Origin of the sequence: Streptomyces sp. NBC_00249, from assembly GCF_026342355.1 — a bacterium.
GTDB lineage: Bacteria > Actinomycetota > Actinomycetes > Streptomycetales > Streptomycetaceae > Streptomyces.
Genome location: NZ_JAPEMV010000004.1, coordinates 258627 through 273720, shown reverse-complemented (window position 1 = coordinate 273720; position 15094 = coordinate 258627). Strand labels below are relative to the sequence as shown.

The 15094-nt window shown below is 70.4% G+C and carries 11 protein-coding genes and 1 pseudogene; 7 read left to right on the top strand and 5 right to left on the bottom strand.

Annotated features, from left to right (window positions below; genetic code table 11):
• Positions 1 to 675: 675 nt before the first annotated feature.
• A pseudogene (locus OOK31_RS19545) lies at positions 676 to 2892 on the bottom strand (heterodisulfide reductase-related iron-sulfur binding cluster); the annotation flags it as partial.
• A 110-nt stretch (positions 2893 to 3002) separates the two neighbouring features.
• Positions 3003 to 3539: a sugar transferase gene (locus OOK31_RS19540; RefSeq protein WP_267088558.1), complete on the bottom strand. Its 537-nt coding sequence runs from the start codon at positions 3537 to 3539 to the stop codon at positions 3003 to 3005.
• Between the two features lie 415 nt (positions 3540 to 3954).
• Between OOK31_RS19540 and dnaK the strand changes: the two genes are divergently transcribed.
• The 4 genes from dnaK to OOK31_RS19520 are packed head-to-tail and all read left to right on the top strand — an operon-like array spanning position 3955 to position 8163.
• Positions 3955 to 5802, top strand: a complete 1848-nt coding sequence (gene dnaK, locus OOK31_RS19535) for a molecular chaperone DnaK (RefSeq protein ID WP_267088557.1) — start codon at positions 3955 to 3957, stop codon at positions 5800 to 5802.
• The gene (gene grpE, locus OOK31_RS19530; protein ID WP_267088556.1) at positions 5802 to 6464 is read left to right on the top strand and encodes a nucleotide exchange factor GrpE; all 663 of its coding nucleotides are present in this window, start codon (positions 5802 to 5804) and stop codon (positions 6462 to 6464) included. The genes dnaK and grpE overlap by 1 nt, the downstream gene beginning before the upstream one ends.
• 45 nt (positions 6465 to 6509) lie before the next feature.
• Positions 6510 to 7697 (top strand): molecular chaperone DnaJ, encoded by a 1188-nt coding sequence (dnaJ, locus tag OOK31_RS19525; RefSeq protein WP_267088555.1) that lies wholly within the window; start codon positions 6510 to 6512, stop codon positions 7695 to 7697.
• A gap of 1 nt (position 7698) precedes the next feature.
• Positions 7699 to 8163: a helix-turn-helix domain-containing protein gene (locus tag OOK31_RS19520; RefSeq protein ID WP_267088554.1), complete on the top strand. Its 465-nt coding sequence runs from the start codon at positions 7699 to 7701 to the stop codon at positions 8161 to 8163.
• A 78-nt stretch (positions 8164 to 8241) separates the two neighbouring features.
• Here the strand turns inward: OOK31_RS19520 and OOK31_RS19515 are convergent, their stop codons facing one another.
• Positions 8242 to 9273, bottom strand: coding sequence for a helix-turn-helix transcriptional regulator (locus OOK31_RS19515; protein WP_267088553.1), 1032 nt, complete (start codon positions 9271 to 9273; stop codon positions 8242 to 8244).
• Between the two features lie 323 nt (positions 9274 to 9596).
• Between OOK31_RS19515 and OOK31_RS19510 the strand changes: the two genes are divergently transcribed.
• Positions 9597 to 9911, top strand: coding sequence for a (2Fe-2S)-binding protein (locus tag OOK31_RS19510; RefSeq protein ID WP_267088552.1), 315 nt, complete (start codon positions 9597 to 9599; stop codon positions 9909 to 9911).
• Between the two features lie 139 nt (positions 9912 to 10050).
• Here OOK31_RS19510 and OOK31_RS19505 read toward each other — a convergent pair whose 3' ends face one another.
• Positions 10051 to 10455: a pyridoxamine 5'-phosphate oxidase family protein gene (locus OOK31_RS19505; protein ID WP_267088551.1), complete on the bottom strand. Its 405-nt coding sequence runs from the start codon at positions 10453 to 10455 to the stop codon at positions 10051 to 10053.
• A 133-nt stretch (positions 10456 to 10588) separates the two neighbouring features.
• Between OOK31_RS19505 and clpB the strand changes: the two genes are divergently transcribed.
• Together clpB and OOK31_RS19495 are read left to right on the top strand one after the other, a co-directional pair.
• Complete coding sequence (clpB, locus tag OOK31_RS19500; protein WP_267088550.1) at positions 10589 to 13186, top strand: ATP-dependent chaperone ClpB; 2598 nt, start codon at positions 10589 to 10591, stop codon at positions 13184 to 13186.
• Positions 13187 to 13321: 135 nt separating this feature from the next.
• Positions 13322 to 13867, top strand: a complete 546-nt coding sequence (locus OOK31_RS19495; protein WP_267088549.1) for a YbjN domain-containing protein — start codon at positions 13322 to 13324, stop codon at positions 13865 to 13867.
• A 10-nt stretch (positions 13868 to 13877) separates the two neighbouring features.
• Here the strand turns inward: OOK31_RS19495 and OOK31_RS19490 are convergent, their stop codons facing one another.
• Positions 13878 to 15005, bottom strand: coding sequence for a hypothetical protein (locus OOK31_RS19490; protein WP_267088548.1), 1128 nt, complete (start codon positions 15003 to 15005; stop codon positions 13878 to 13880).
• Positions 15006 to 15094: the final 89 nt, after the last annotated feature.

Below are 15094 nucleotides of genomic sequence, written 5' to 3'. Positions count from 1 at the left end.
GTCCGCGTCGGCCTTGGGCGTCGGCTCGGCTTCCGCCTCGGCGGAGGTCTCCTGCTCCGCCTCGGCGGCGGCGTCAGCCTTCACCTCGGCAGGGGCCTCGGCCTCGGCGGTGGCTTCCGCCTTCGGTTCGGCAGGGACCTCGGCCTTGGCTTCGGTCTCCGCCTTGGCCGGGGCTTCCGGCGTGGCCTCAGCGGCGGCTTCGGCCTCCGGCTCCGGCTCGGCCTTCGCCTCGGCGGCTGCTTCTGCCTTGGCGGGGGCCTCGGGCTCGGCCTCGGCCTCGGGAGATGCCTCGTGCTCGGCCTTGGCCGGGGTGGGGTCTTCGGCCTTCGGCTCGGCCGCAGCCTCGGTCTCGACCGCAGGCTCAGGCGCGGCCTTGGCCTCGGTCTTCGGCTCAGCCTCTGCCTCGGCCGCAGCCTCGTCCTTGGGCGCAGCCTCGTCCTTGGCCGCGGGCGCGGCCTCGGTCGGGGTCTCAGCCTCGGTCTCGGCTTCGGCTTCGGCCTTCGCCGTAGCCTCGGCCTTCGCGGCGGCTTCGGCTTCCGCCTCGGCCTTCGCGGCCGCCTCGGCTTCCGCCTTGGCCTTCGCTTCGGCGGCGGCCTTGGCCTTGGCTTCGGCTTCGGCCTTCGCAGCGGCTTCGGCTTCCTCAGCGGCCAGCGCCTCCGCGGCCAGTTCCTCCTCCGTCGGCTCCGGTGCCTTCACCGACTCCAGGAGGAGCTGGGCCACGTCGACGACCTGGACCGATTCCTTCGCCTTGCCGTCGTTCTTCTTGCCGTTCACCGAGTCCGTCAGCATGACCAGGCAGAACGGGCACGCGGTGGACACGATGTCCGGGTTCAGGGACAGGGCCTCGTCGACGCGCTCGTTGTTGATGCGCTTGCCGATCCGCTCCTCCATCCACATCCGCGCGCCACCCGCGCCACAGCAGAAGCCCCGCTCCTTGTGGCGGTGCATCTCCTGCTGGCGCAGGCCGGGGACGGCGCTCATGATCTCGCGCGGCGGCGTGTAGACCTTGTTGTGCCGGCCCAGGTAGCAGGGGTCGTGGTACGTGATCAGGCCGTCGACCGGGGTCACCGGCGTGAGGCGGCCCTCGTCGATCAGGTGCTGGAGCAGCTGCGTGTGGTGGATGACCTCGTACTCGCCGCCGAGCTGCGGGTACTCGTTCGCGATGGTGTTGAAGCAGTGCGGGCAGGTGGAGACGATCCGCTTCGCCGACTTCGGCTTCTTCGTGGACTCGTCCTCGTCGTCCTCGCCGAAGGCCATGTTCAGCATGGCGACGTTCTCCTGGGCGAGCTGCTGGAACAGCGGCTCGTTGCCCAGGCGGCGCGGGGAGTCACCGGTGCACTTCTCGTCGCCGCCCATGATCGCGAACTTGACGCCCGCGATGTTCAGCAGCTCCGCGAAGGCCTTCGTGGTCTTCTTGGCCCGGTCCTCCAGCGCGCCCGCGCAGCCGACCCAGTACAGGTAGTCGAACTCGGAGAGGTCCTCCGCGTCCTTCCCGATGATCGGGACCTCGAAGTCGACCTCCTTCGTCCACTCGACGCGCTGCTTCTTGGCCAGACCCCAGGGGTTGCCCTTCTTCTCCAGGTTCTTCAGCATCGTGCCGGCCTCGCTCGGGAAGGCGGACTCGATCATCACCTGGTAGCGGCGCATGTCGACGATGTGGTCGATGTGCTCGATGTCGACCGGGCACTGCTCCACGCACGCACCGCAGGTGGTGCAGGACCACAGCACGTCCGGGTCGATGACGCCGTTCTCCTCGGCGGTGCCGATGAGCGGGCGCTCGGCCTCGGCGAGGGCCGCGGCCGGGACGCCGGCGAGCTGCTCCGCCGTGGCCTTCTCGTTGCCCTCCATGTCCTTGCCGCCGCCCGCGAGCAGGTACGGGGCCTTGGCGTGCGCGTGGTCGCGCAGCGACATGATCAGGAGCTTCGGGGACAGCGGCTTGCCGGTGTTCCAGGCGGGGCACTGCGACTGGCAGCGGCCGCACTCGGTGCAGGTGGAGAAGTCGAGGATGCCCTTCCAGGAGAACTGCTCGACCTGGGAGACGCCGAAGACGTCGTCCTCGCCCGGCTCCTCGAAGTCGATCTCCTTGCCGCCGCTGGTCATCGGCTGGAGCGCGCCGAGGGCGGTGGAGCCGTCCGCGTTGCGCTTGAACCAGATGTTCGGGAAGCCGAGGAAGCGGTGCCAGGCGACACCCATGTTGGTGTTGAGCGAGACCGTGATCATCCAGATGAAGGAGACGCTGATCTTGACCATCGCGGTGAAGTAGATGGCGTTCTGCAGGGCGCCGAGCGAGACCCCCTTGAAGGCCAGTACCAGCGGGTACGAGGCGAAGTACGCCGGCTCGTACGAGTCCACGTGGTGGATCGCGCCCTCGAGGCCGCGCAGGGCCAGGATCGCGAGACCGATGGTGAGGATGACGTACTCGACGAAGTACGCCTGCCAGGCCTTCGAGCCGGCGAAGCGCGACTTGCGACCGGCCCGCGAGGGAAGGTTGAGCAGCCGGATCGCCATCAGGATGACGATGCCGACGACCGTCATGACGCCGATGAACTCGGTGTAGAGCTCGAAGGGCAGGAAGTCACCGACGATCGGCAGCAGCCAGTCAGCCTGGAAGAGCTGGCCGAAGGCCTGCACCAGGGTGGGCGGCAGCGTCAGGAAGCCGATGGCGACGAACCAGTGCGCGAAGCCGACGATGCCCCAGCGGTTCATCCGGCTGTGGCCGAGGAACTCCCTGACCAGGGTGAGCGTTCGCTCCTTGGGCCGGTCCGTGCGGCTGCCTGCCGGTACGGGTTGGCCGAGCTTCACGAACCGGTAGATCTGCGCCACGGCTCGGGCGATCAGCGCGACGCCGACCACGGTCAGGACCAGCGACACGATGATCGCGGCGAGTTGCATGGGAGGGCTCCTCGGGCGGGACTTACTAAGCGGTAACTTATTGAGTCAAGGCTTGAGGTTACCCAGTTCCCGCGCCGCACTGTAGGTGAGCGTGCGGTGATCTGTGTCGCTCAGGCATGCCTCTGTCGGTAGGCCGCCCGAGGTGTCTGCGCGAGGATCGCGAGATCCATCCCCAGCCAATGGCTCTCCACATAGTGCCGGTCCAACAGGGCCATCTCCTCCCAGGGGAGGTCGGAACGTGCGCTGACCTGCCACAAACCGGTCATTCCGGGCCGTACGAAGAGCCGGTCGGTCTGGTCCGTACGGGCCTGCGGGCGCGGCCCGACCAGGGACATCTCCCCCCGCGCCACGTTGAGCAGCTGCGGCACCCCGTCCAGCGCGCACCGCCGCACCGCCGCACCGAGCCGGCCGGCGCCCTCCGTGCGGAGCCGCCAGGTGCGGAAGGGGCGGCCGGCCAGGCCGAGGGCGGGCTCCCGTACGAGGACCCGCGCGCGGGTGGCCGCGTACAGCGCGGCGGCGGCCAGCAGGAGCGGTACGGCGCACAGCCCGGCCAGGGTCAGCGCGCCGAGGAGGTCGAACACCCGCTTGGCCGGTGGCCTGGCCGGCCGGAGCCCTGGCCGGGCGGTGAGGGTGGGCAGCAGAGGCATGCCAGCACGCTGCCGGACGCCTGCGGCGGGCCCTGGGTGCCGCGCGGCGGGCGTCCCCCGTCCGGGTGCGGCGCCGTTGCCGGGGGCTCCGCCCCCGGACCCCCGCGCCTCAAACGCCGGCGGGGCTGGGTTTGGCTGCGCCTCGAACGTCGGCGGGGCTGGGTTTGGCTGCGCCTCGCACGTCGGCGGGGCTGGGTTTGGCTGCGCCTCGCACGTCGGCGGGGCTGGGTTTGGCTGCGCCTCGCACGTCGGCGGGGCTGGGTTTGGCTGCGCCTCAAACGCTGGCGGGGCTGGGTTTGGTGTGAGCGTAAGGGGAGCCTAAAGGTTGAGTCCCCTCGGCTCACCTCTCTTGACGTGGGCGGCGCCGTGGGTCATTCTTGAGCCTGTTCCACTCAAGTCAGCTGGAGGAATTGAAATGGCACGTGCGGTCGGCATCGACCTGGGCACCACTAACTCCGTCGTCAGCGTTCTCGAAGGCGGCGAGCCCACCGTCATCACCAACGCCGAGGGCGCCAGGACCACGCCGTCCGTCGTCGCCTTCGCCAAGAACGGCGAGGTCCTCGTCGGCGAAGTGGCCAAGCGCCAGGCGGTCACGAACGTGGACCGGACCATCCGCTCCGTCAAGCGCCACATGGGCACTGACTGGAAGATCAACCTGGATGGCAAGGACTTCAACCCGCAGCAGATGAGCGCCTTCATCCTGCAGAAGCTGAAGCGCGACGCCGAGGCGTACCTGGGTGAGAAGGTCACGGACGCGGTCATCACCGTCCCGGCCTACTTCAACGACTCCGAGCGTCAGGCGACGAAGGAGGCCGGCGAGATCGCGGGCCTGAACGTCCTGCGCATTGTCAACGAGCCGACGGCCGCCGCCCTGGCCTACGGCCTCGACAAGGACGACCAGACCATTCTCGTCTTCGACCTCGGTGGCGGCACCTTCGACGTGTCGCTCCTGGAGATCGGCGACGGTGTCGTCGAGGTCAAGGCCACCAACGGTGACAACCACCTCGGTGGCGACGACTGGGACCAGCGCGTCGTCGACTACCTGGTGAAGCAGTTCGCCAACGGCCACGGCGTCGACCTGTCCAAGGACAAGATGGCGCTCCAGCGTCTGCGCGAGGCCGCCGAGAAGGCGAAGATCGAGCTGTCCTCCTCCACGGAGACCTCGATCAACCTGCCCTACATCACGGCCTCCGCCGAGGGCCCGCTGCACCTGGACGAGAAGCTCACGCGCGCCCAGTTCCAGCAGCTGACTGCGGACCTGCTCGACCGCTGCAAGACCCCGTTCCACAACGTCATCAAGGACGCCGGCATCGCGCTGTCCGAGATCGACCACGTGGTCCTGGTCGGCGGCTCCACCCGCATGCCGGCCGTCGCCGAGCTCGTCAAGGAGCTCACCGGCGGTCAGGACGCCAACAAGGGCGTCAACCCGGACGAGGTCGTCGCCATCGGCGCCACCCTCCAGGCCGGTGTGCTCAAGGGTGAGGTCAAGGACGTCCTGCTCCTCGACGTGACCCCGCTGTCCCTTGGTATCGAGACCAAGGGCGGCATCATGACCAAGCTCATCGAGCGCAACACGACCATCCCGACCAAGCGGTCGGAGATCTTCACGACGGCCGAGGACAACCAGCCGTCCGTGCAGATCCAGGTCTACCAGGGCGAGCGCGAGATCGCGGCGTACAACAAGAAGCTCGGCATGTTCGAGCTGACGGGCCTGCCGCCGGCCCCGCGCGGTGTCCCGCAGATCGAGGTCTCCTTCGACATCGACGCGAACGGCATCATGCACGTCACGGCCAAGGACCTCGGCACGGGCAAGGAGCAGAAGATGACCGTCACCGGCGGCTCTTCGCTTGGCAAGGACGAGGTCGACCGCATGCGCCAGGAGGCGGAGCAGTACGCGGACGAGGACCTGCGCCGCAAGGAGGCCGCCGAGTCCCGCAACCAGGGCGAGCAGCTGGTCTACCAGACCGAGAAGTTCCTCGCGGACAACGCGGAGAAGGTCCCGGCCGAGGTCAAGACCGAGGTCGAGACGGCCGTCACCGAGCTGAAGGACAAGCTCAAGGGTGACGACGCCGCCGAGATCCGCACCGCGACCGAGAAGCTCGCCGCGGTCAGCCAGAAGCTCGGCCAGGCCATCTACGCCGACGCCCAGGCCGCCCAGGGTGCGGCCGGCGCCGCCGGTGACGCGGGCCAGGCCAAGGCCGACGACGACGTCGTCGACGCCGAGATCGTCGACGACGAGAAGCCGAAGGGCGGCGCTGCCTGATGTCGGAGGAGACGCCGGGCTTCGACGAGAAGCCCGAAGTCCCCACCGGCGCCGACGCGGACGACGCCGAGCCGAAGGCCGCCGACGCCTCCAAGGAGGACGCGGCGGCCCCGGCCGGGGACGCAGCAGCAGACGTTGCTCTGCTGGCGCAGCTGGACCAGGCCCGTACCGCGCTCAGCGAGCGCACCGCGGACCTCCAGCGGCTCCAGGCGGAGTACCAGAACTACCGCCGTCGCGTGGAGCGGGACCGGATCGCCGTCAAGGAGATCGCGGTCGCGTCCCTCCTGACGGAGCTCCTCCCGACCCTGGACGACATCGGCCGGGCGCGGGAGCACGGCGAGCTGGTCGGCGGCTTCAAGTCGGTGTCCGAATCGCTGGAGACGGCCGCCGCCAAGATGGGGCTGCAGCAGTTCGGCAAGGAGGGCGAGCCCTTCGACCCGACGATCCACGAGGCCCTGATGCACTCGTACGCGCCGGACGTCACCGAGACGACCTGCGTGGCGATCCTGCAGCCGGGGTACCGGATCGGTGAGCGTACGATCCGCCCCGCGCGGGTCGCGGTGGCCGAGCCCCAGCCGGGTGCGGCGCCCGCCGCCAAGTCCGAGTCCGCGGACGGCGACACGCCGTCCGACAAGGACACGGATGCCCCCGACAAGGGCTGACGCACATCATGCAGTGACAGGGAACCGAGAGGAGGGCCACCGGGGATGAGCACGAAGGACTTCGTCGAGAAGGACTACTACAAGGTCCTCGGTGTCCCGAAGGACGCCACCGAGGCCGAGATCAAGAAGGCGTACCGGAAGCTCGCGCGCGAGTTCCACCCGGACGCCAACAAGGGCGACGCCTCGGCCGAGGAGCGCTTCAAGGAGATCTCCGAGGCGAACGACGTCCTCGGGGACGCCAAGAAGCGCAAGGAGTACGACGAGGCCCGCGCCCTGTTCGGCAACGGGGGCTTCCGCCCCGGTCCGGGCGGGGGCGGCGGTTCGTTCAACTTCGACCTGGGCGACCTCTTCGGCGGTACCCAGCAGGGCGGTCCGGGCGGCGGCTTCGGTGGCGGCGGCGGCCTGGGCGACGTCTTCGGCGGCCTGTTCAACCGCGGCGCCGGCGCCGGTACGGGTCCCCGTACCCAGCCGCGCCGCGGCCAGGACATCGAGTCCGAGGTCACGCTCTCCTTCACCGAGGCCGTGGACGGGGCGACCGTCCCGCTGCGGACGTCCTCGCAGGCTCCCTGCAAGGCCTGTTCGGGCACCGGCGACAAGAACGGCACCCCCCGGGTGTGCCCGACCTGCGTCGGCACCGGCCAGGTCTCGCGGGGCAGCGGCGGCGGCTTCTCGCTGACCGACCCCTGCGCGGACTGCAAGGGCCGCGGCCTGATCGCGGAGAACCCCTGCGAGGTCTGCAAGGGCAGTGGGCGTGCCCGCAGCTCGCGCACCATGCAGGTGCGGATCCCGGCCGGCGTCTCCAACGGCCAGCGCATCCGGCTCCGCGGCAAGGGCGCGCCGGGCGAGCGCGGCGGCCCCGCGGGCGACCACTACGTGGTGGTCCACGTCGACAGCCACCCGGTGTTCGGCCGCAAGGACGACAACCTCACGGTGACCGTCCCGGTGACCTTCGCCGAGGCCGCCCTGGGCGCCGAGATCAAGGTCCCGACGCTGAACGGTCCCTCCGTCACGCTGAAGCTGCCCCCGGGCACCCCCGGCGGCCGTACGATGCGGGCGCGCGGCAAGGGTGCGGTCCGCAAGGACGGCACCCGCGGCGACCTCCTCGTCACGGTGGAGCTCGCGGTGCCGACGGAGCTTTCCGACAAGGCCCGCGAGGCCCTGGAGATGTACCGCGACGCGACGGTGTCCGAGGACCCGCGCGCCCAGCTGTTCGACTCCGTGAAGGGAGCATGAGATGGACGGCCGCCGCAGTCAGCCCCGTTTCGGGAACGGGCCCTATCAACTGACCGACGAGACCCCGGTCTACGTGATCTCGGTGGCCGCCCAGCTCTCGGGTCTGCATCCGCAGACCCTGCGCCAGTACGACCGGCTCGGCCTGGTCTCCCCGGACCGTACGGCCGGTCGCGGCCGCCGCTACTCCGCCCGGGACATCGAACTGCTCCGTACCGTCCAGGCCCTGTCGCAGGACGAGGGCATCAACCTGGCGGGGATCAAGCGGATCATCGAGCTGGAGAACCAGGTGGCCGCGCTCCAGCAGCGCGTGGCCGAACTGTCCACAGCTGTGGACGGGGCGGCCGCCGCCCTCCAGGCCCGTGAGGCCCAGGTGCACGCCTCGTACCGCCGCGACCTGGTCCCGTACCAGCCGCCGGTGCCGGGCAGCGCCCTGGTCGTCTGGCGGCCCAAGCGCCAGGCCGACTGACGGCCCGCTGCGCGGCATGAGACGAGGCCCCGCCCGGCTTTCTCCCGGGCGGGGCCTTCTCGTGCGCTCGCGGCCCTCTCAGGGCCCGTGGGGGCCCGTCGGGGCGGTCTCGCGGAGGATGCCCGACTGGGCGATGAGGTAGCCCAGTTGGGCCCTGCTGCCGCTGCCCAGGGCCGTGGCGAGGCGGGCGATGTGCGCCCGGCAGGTCCGTACGTTCATTCCGAGCCGGCGGGCGATGGCCTCGTCGACGTGTCCCTCGATGAGGAGCTGGGCGATGGAGCGCTGCACGCCGGAGATACCATCCGGAGCGTGCGTGTACGTCACCTCGTCGCCCAACGGCACGGCGCGCCGCCACAGTTGCTCGAAGACCTTGATGAGGTAGTCGACCAGGCCCGGGTGCCGCAGTTCCAGCGCCACCGTCCGGTCGTCGCTCGCGGGGATGAAGGCCACCGTGCGGTCGAAGATCATGAGACGCTCTATGAGCTCCTCCAGCGTGCGGATCTCGACCTTCCCCGTGGAGATGCGGTCCACGTAGGCGAGCGTGCCCTGGCTGTGCCGGACCGTGTGCTGGTAGAGCGTACGGATGCTCACCCCGCGGTCGATCAGCGGCGCGGCGCGCTCCAGGGCCTCGGTGAGGACGAAGCTCGGCCGGGCGCCGCCCGGCTGGACGGTCAGCGCCTCGGTGTGGCACTCGGCGGTGGCCAGGTCGAGGGCGGCGTTGATCTGGTCGAAGCCCTCCAGCACGGTGATGGCGTGGGTGTTCGCGGGACTCTGGGCGCTGATGGTGAGGAACGGCTCGAATGCATCGGTGAGATCTACGGCGCTGCGCCGGCGTTCGCGGATCTCACGTTCGAGCGGATGGAGCCGCTGGGCGAGTGCGATCGACGGCGGAACCGCGCGCAGCTGCTTCGCGTCATCCGGGTCGGGTCGCAGGAGAGCGAAATCGAGCAGGCAGGGGGCGTTCTCCACCTCCCCGCGGGCGATGCGGCCGGTGCTCAGGGCGGTCGCGTAGAGTCGCGCTCCCTCGGGGCACATCGCTGTGATGGGGTGGGGATGTGTCGGGTTTGTGTCACTTTTGGGCAAATCTCCACCCCCCAGGGTCCTGAACATGTAAGAACATGATGCATCGTCCCTGTGGCACTGACATGCCTGAATGAGCCATCGTCTGACACGCGGGGGAGAGGATTCCATCAAGTGAGGACGAAGCCGACCATGTATAAGAGAATGCTTCGCTCGGCGCTTGCCGTTGTTTTCTCCGTCGTTGCGGTCTCTGGGGCAGTCGTCGCCGTGAACGGGGACGCGGGAAGCGTTCAGGCCGCTACGGGTCCCAGCGCGCCCGTCGGATCGGCTGGCAAGCCCGATCTCGGCTGGAACACGGCTCCCGATGATCGCGGTGATCTCGGCTGGAACACCGCGCCCCTGCAGGCCTCCTGATGACCCCCGACGACCGTGATTTCCGCCGGGAAATGGCCTCCGCGTACCGCTCCGGGTGGCAGTTCATCGATCTCGCCACGGCGATCCCCTACGCCGGCGACTCGTTGATGGTCACCCTGTTCGGACAGCCGATCGTCGTCGTGCGCGAGGAGGACGAGGACGTCCGTGCCTACCGCTGCCTGCGCCGCCCCCGGGGCGCACCGCAGCCCGTCCGCTGTGAAGTGCGGTACGGCATGGTCTTCGTCAATCTCGATCAGCGCGACCACCAGCTCTTCGAACCCGACATCACCGCCGCCACCCCCCGCAGTGCCTGAGGCGATTCCCCCGTCGTTGCAGATCGCATCAGGTGCTTCCCCCACACAACGGCGCCATCGTGGACCTGACCACGATGGCGCCGTTGTGATGTCCGCGTCCAGTGGTTGAACCGGACAATCATCGAGAGTTCCCGCAGGCCTATCCGCGGCCCATCGCCCGGTCCAGGGTGATCAGCAGCAGCACCCGGTCCGGGTTGGGCTGGGGCATCCGCCCATACCGCACCGCGTAGCGCTCCACCGCGTCGGCGACCGCCGCCTCGTCCGTGACGACGGCCGCGCGCCCCTCCAGGGTGGCCCAGCGCTTGCCCTCGAGCTGGCACACCGCCACCCGGGCCGTGCCGCCGGGCGCCGCCAGGATGTTGCGGACCTTCTTGCTGCCCTTGTTGGTGATCACCCGTGCCACTCCGGCCTCGGGGTCGTAGGTCACCCCCACCGGCACCACGTGGGGCGATCCGTCGGGCCTCGTGGTGGTCAGCGTGCACAAGTGCCGCTCCTGCCAGAAGGCGAGGTACTCGGGCGTCGGGTTGAGTACGTCAAGAGACATGTGCCGAAGCGTACGCGCGACACCATCTTGAGTGGAATAGACTCAACTTTACGGACGCTATGCATGGCAGGGTTTCGCCCCGACCCTGCCACCCTGACAGAGTTACCGCCCCCGCGGAGAGGAGAAGTCGCACGTGGACGCCGAACTGACCAACAGGAGCCGCGACGCCCTGAACGCCGCCACCAGCAGGGCCGTGAAGGACGGCCACGCGGACCTGACCCCCGCGCACCTGCTGCTGGCCCTGCTCGCCGGCGAGGACAACGAGAACATCACCGACCTGCTGGCCGCCACCGACGCCGACCAGGCCGCCGTCCGGGCCGGCGCCGACCGGCTGCTCGCCGCCCTGCCCAGCGTCACCGGCTCCACCGTCGCCCCGCCGCAGCCCACCCGCGAGCTGCTCGCCGTACTCGCCGAGGCCGACGCCCAGGCCGGGAAGCTCGGCGACGAGTACCTCTCCACCGAACACCTGCTCATCGCCACCGCCGCCAAGGGCGGCGCGGCCGGTGAGCTCCTTTCCGCACAGGGCGCGACGGCGAAGAAGCTGCTGGCCGCCTTCGAGAACGCACGAGGAGGACGGCGGGTGACCACCCCCGATCCCGAGGGCCAGTACAAGGCCCTGGAGAAGTTCGGCACCGACTTCACGGCCGCCGCCCGCGAGGGCAAGCTCGACCCCGTCATCGGCCGTGACCACGAGATCCGCCGCGTCGTCCAGGTCCTTTCCCGCCGTACGAAGAACAACCCGGTGCTCATCGGCGAGCCCGGCGTCGGCAAGACCGCCGTCGTCGAGGGCCTCGCCCAGCGCATCGTCAAGGGTGACGTCCCCGAGTCCCTGAAGAACAAGCGCCTCGTCGCCCTCGACCTCGGCGCGATGGTCGCCGGCGCCAAGTACCGCGGCGAGTTCGAGGAGCGGCTCAAGACCGTCCTCGCCGAGATCAAGTCCAGCGACGGCCAGATCATCACCTTCATCGACGAGCTGCACACCGTCGTCGGCGCGGGCGCCGGCGGCGACTCCGCCATGGACGCGGGCAACATGCTCAAGCCCATGCTGGCCCGCGGCGAACTGCGCATGGTCGGCGCGACCACCCTCGACGAGTACCGCGAGCGCATCGAGAAGGACCCGGCGCTGGAGCGCCGCTTCCAGCAGGTGCTGGTCGCCGAGCCCACCGTCGAGGACACCATCGCGATCCTGCGCGGACTCAAGGGCCGCTACGAGGCCCACCACAAGGTCGTCATCAACGACAGCGCGCTCGTCGCCGCCGCCACCCTCTCCGACCGGTACATCACCTCCCGCTTCCTCCCCGACAAGGCCATCGACCTGGTCGACGAGGCCGCCTCCCGGCTCCGCATGGAGATCGACTCCTCCCCCGTGGAGATCGACGAGCTCCAGCGCTCCGTGGACCGGCTGCGCATGGAGGAGCTCGCCCTCAAGAACGAGTCCGACGCGGCCTCCCGCGAGCGCCTGGACAAGCTGCGCAAGGACCTCGCCGACAAGGAGGAGGAACTGCGCGGCCTCACCGCCCGCTGGGAGAAGGAGAAGCACTCCCTCAACCAGGTCGGCGAGCTCAAGGAGCGCCTGGACGACCTGCGCGGCCAGGCCGAGCGCGCCCAGCGCGACGGCGACTTCGACTCCGCCTCCAAGCTGCTCTACGGGGAGATCCCGGCCCTGGAGCGCGAGCTGGCCGAGGCCACCGAGGAGGAGGCCGCGTCCAAGGGCGGCAACGCCAAGGACAGCATGGTCAAGGACGAGGTCGGCCCCGACGACATCGCGGACGTGGTCGGAGCCTGGACCGGCATCCCCGCCGGCCGCCTCCTGGAGGGCGAGACCCAGAAGCTGCTGCGCATGGAGGAGGAGCTGGGGCGCCGCCTGATCGGCCAGGGCGAGGCCGTACGGGCCGTCTCGGACGCCGTACGCCGCACCCGCGCCGGCATCGCCGACCCGGACCGCCCGACCGGCTCGTTCCTCTTCCTCGGCCCGACCGGTGTCGGCAAGACCGAGCTGGCCAAGGCCCTCGCGGACTTCCTCTTCGACGACGAGCGGGCCATGATCCGCATCGACATGTCGGAGTACGGCGAGAAGCACAGCGTGGCCCGCCTCGTCGGCGCCCCGCCCGGCTACGTGGGCTACGAGGAGGGCGGCCAGCTCACCGAGGCCGTCCGCCGCCGCCCGTACAGCGTGGTGCTCCTGGACGAGGTCGAGAAGGCCCACCCCGAGGTCTTCGACATCCTGCTCCAGGTCCTCGACGACGGCCGCCTCACCGACGGCCAGGGCCGCACGGTGGACTTCCGCAACACCATCCTGATCCTCACCTCGAACCTGGGCAGTCAGTTCCTGGTCGATCCGGCGGCCTCCGCCGAGGACAAGAAGGCCAGGGTCCTGGAGGTGGTCCGGGCGAGCTTCAAGCCGGAGTTCCTCAACCGCCTCGACGACCTCGTCGTCTTCTCCGCCCTGACCCGCGACGAGCTGGCGCACATCGCCGAGCTGCAGATCGGCCGCCTCGCCAAGCGGCTCGCCGACCGCCGCCTGACCCTGGACGTCACCCCCGAGGCCCTGGCCTGGCTGGCCGACAAGGGCAACGACCCGGCCTACGGCGCCCGGCCGCTGCGCCGCCTGATCCAGACGGCCGTAGGCGACCGGCTGGCGAAGGAGATCCTGGCCGGAGAGGTCCGCGAGGGGGACACCGTACGCGTGGACGTCGCCGGCGAGGACCTGCTGGTCGGAAAGGCCCTCTGACCGCCTCCCGGGGCGTCCTGGAGCCTTACCCGTGTCCTACTCCTGTCCGCCCGGAGCGGATCGGGCGTGCGGGGGTGGACACGGGGTAGGAGCGATGGGGGAGGATGGCGGTATCCGCACGAAGGGAAGTACACGGTGAGCATCGACCCGGCCTCGATTCCGAACTTCGGAGGGCAGCAGCCCGATCCGCAGGCCACAGGACCGGCGGGCCCCGTCGTCCCCGACCAGGACCTCGTGAAGCAGCTCCTGGAGCAGATGGAGCTCAAGTACGTCGTCGACGACGAGGGTGACCTCGCGGCGCCGTGGGAGGACTTCCGGACGTACTTCATGTTCCGCGGCGAGGACGAGCAGCAGGTCTTCTCCGTGCGGACCTTCTACGACCGCCCGCACAAGATCGACGAGAAGCCGCAGCTGCTCGAGTCGATCGACGACTGGAACCGCCGCACCCTGTGGCCCAAGGTCTACAGCCACACCCACGACGACGGCTCCGTCCGGCTGATCGGTGAGGCGCAGATGCTCATCGGCACCGGCGTCAACCTGGAGCACTTCGTGTCCTCCACGGTGAGCTGGGTCCGCGCCTCGATCGAGTTCGACAAGTGGCTCGTCGAGCAGCTCGGACTGGAGAAGGACGTCGACTCCGCCGAGGGCGACGACAAGGACGAGGACGGCGACACCAACTAGTCGCCGGCCGTCACGGGGGTACGTGCGCCACCAGGAGCAGGTACACCCCGTAGCCGTACGAGAGCCCGGCCAGGCAGGCGGTCACCACGACCGCCGTGCGCGGCCGGGCTCTCGCCATGAAGGCGGCCAGCGGCAGCAGCAGCGGGAACGCGGGCAGCAGGAACCGCGGCTTCGACTCGAAGAAGCCCGCCCCGCCGAGGGTGATCAGCAGCAGGGTCCCCGTGTACGCGAGCAGCGGCAGCGGCGCCCGCTCCAGGGTCAGGGCCGCCGCCAGCAGCCCCGCGACGGCCAGGACGGCCACCGTCACCGTCGAGGCGAGCGGTACGTGCCCGCCGGTCAGCACCTTCTCCGCGGAGCGCAGCGTCCCGGCGCCGAAGTCGAAGCGCGACCCCCACTGCCGCTGCACGGTGAAGTAGCCCAGCGGATCGCCCCGGCGCACCCCGACGGCCAGGACGTACGCCGCCCAGCCCGCCGGCGCCAGCAGCGCGGCCGCCCACACCCGGGGCGTCCGCTCCCCGCGCAGCAGCTCCCGTACGGCCAGCGCGGTCACGGCGGCGGCCACGGCGATCCCGGTCGGCCGGGTCAGCCCCGCGAGGACCGCGAGGGCGGCGGCCGTCAGCCGGTGGCCGCGCAGCAGGGCGTACAGGGCCCAGGCGGCGAGCGCGCAGAGCAGGGCCTCCGTGTAGGCGAGGGTCAGCACCACCGCGTGCGGCAGCGCCGCCCACAGCCCGACGAGCAGGGTCGCGGCGCGCGGCCCGGCGAGGTGCTCCCCGACCCGGTACACGCCGACGGCGGCCACCGCGGCGGCGCTCCAGGCCACCGCCAGCCCGGAGAGCGCGGTCCCGCCGGCGAGGCGCAGCAGCAGGGGGAACAGCGGGAAGAAGGCGTAGTCGCTCTGGATGGATCCGTCGGCCCACATCTGGGTGCGGCCGTAGCCGTGGGCGGCGATGCCCAGGTACCAGACGGAGTCCCAGGAGGCCCCGAGGACCCGTACCGGGTCCCGGCCGGCCCACCAGGCGCCCGCGGTGACCACCAGCACCCCGGCCGCGCGCACGGCGGCGAACACCCCGAGCGCGAGCAGGGCCGTGGACGCGGTGGCCTGGCGCGGGCCGGCCGGCCGCAGGGAGAGCGTCGCCATGTCGGTCCCGGCTCTCCCTTCGGCGTCGTACGTCGGGCAAACCCTATGACCCTATGAGGCCGAGCCCCCGGCCGGGGGTTCGGCCACGC

Bases quoted from the DNA above. Each gene is read 5' to 3' on its own strand.
- grpE (WP_267088556.1), top strand. From the start codon at position 5,802: ATGTCGGAGGAGACGCCGGGCTTCGACGAGAAGCCCGAAGTCCCCACC.
- dnaK (WP_267088557.1), top strand. From the start codon at position 3,955: ATGGCACGTGCGGTCGGCATCGACCTGGGCACCACTAACTCCGTCGTC.
- OOK31_RS19510 (WP_267088552.1), top strand. From the start codon at position 9,597: ATGACCCCCGACGACCGTGATTTCCGCCGGGAAATGGCCTCCGCGTAC.
- OOK31_RS19520 (WP_267088554.1), top strand. From the start codon at position 7,699: ATGGACGGCCGCCGCAGTCAGCCCCGTTTCGGGAACGGGCCCTATCAA.
- OOK31_RS19490 (WP_267088548.1), bottom strand. From the start codon at position 15,005: ATGGCGACGCTCTCCCTGCGGCCGGCCGGCCCGCGCCAGGCCACCGCG.
- OOK31_RS19505 (WP_267088551.1), bottom strand. From the start codon at position 10,455: ATGTCTCTTGACGTACTCAACCCGACGCCCGAGTACCTCGCCTTCTGG.
- OOK31_RS19515 (WP_267088553.1), bottom strand. From the start codon at position 9,273: ATGTTCAGGACCCTGGGGGGTGGAGATTTGCCCAAAAGTGACACAAAC.
- dnaJ (WP_267088555.1), top strand. From the start codon at position 6,510: ATGAGCACGAAGGACTTCGTCGAGAAGGACTACTACAAGGTCCTCGGT.
- OOK31_RS19540 (WP_267088558.1), bottom strand. From the start codon at position 3,539: ATGCCTCTGCTGCCCACCCTCACCGCCCGGCCAGGGCTCCGGCCGGCC.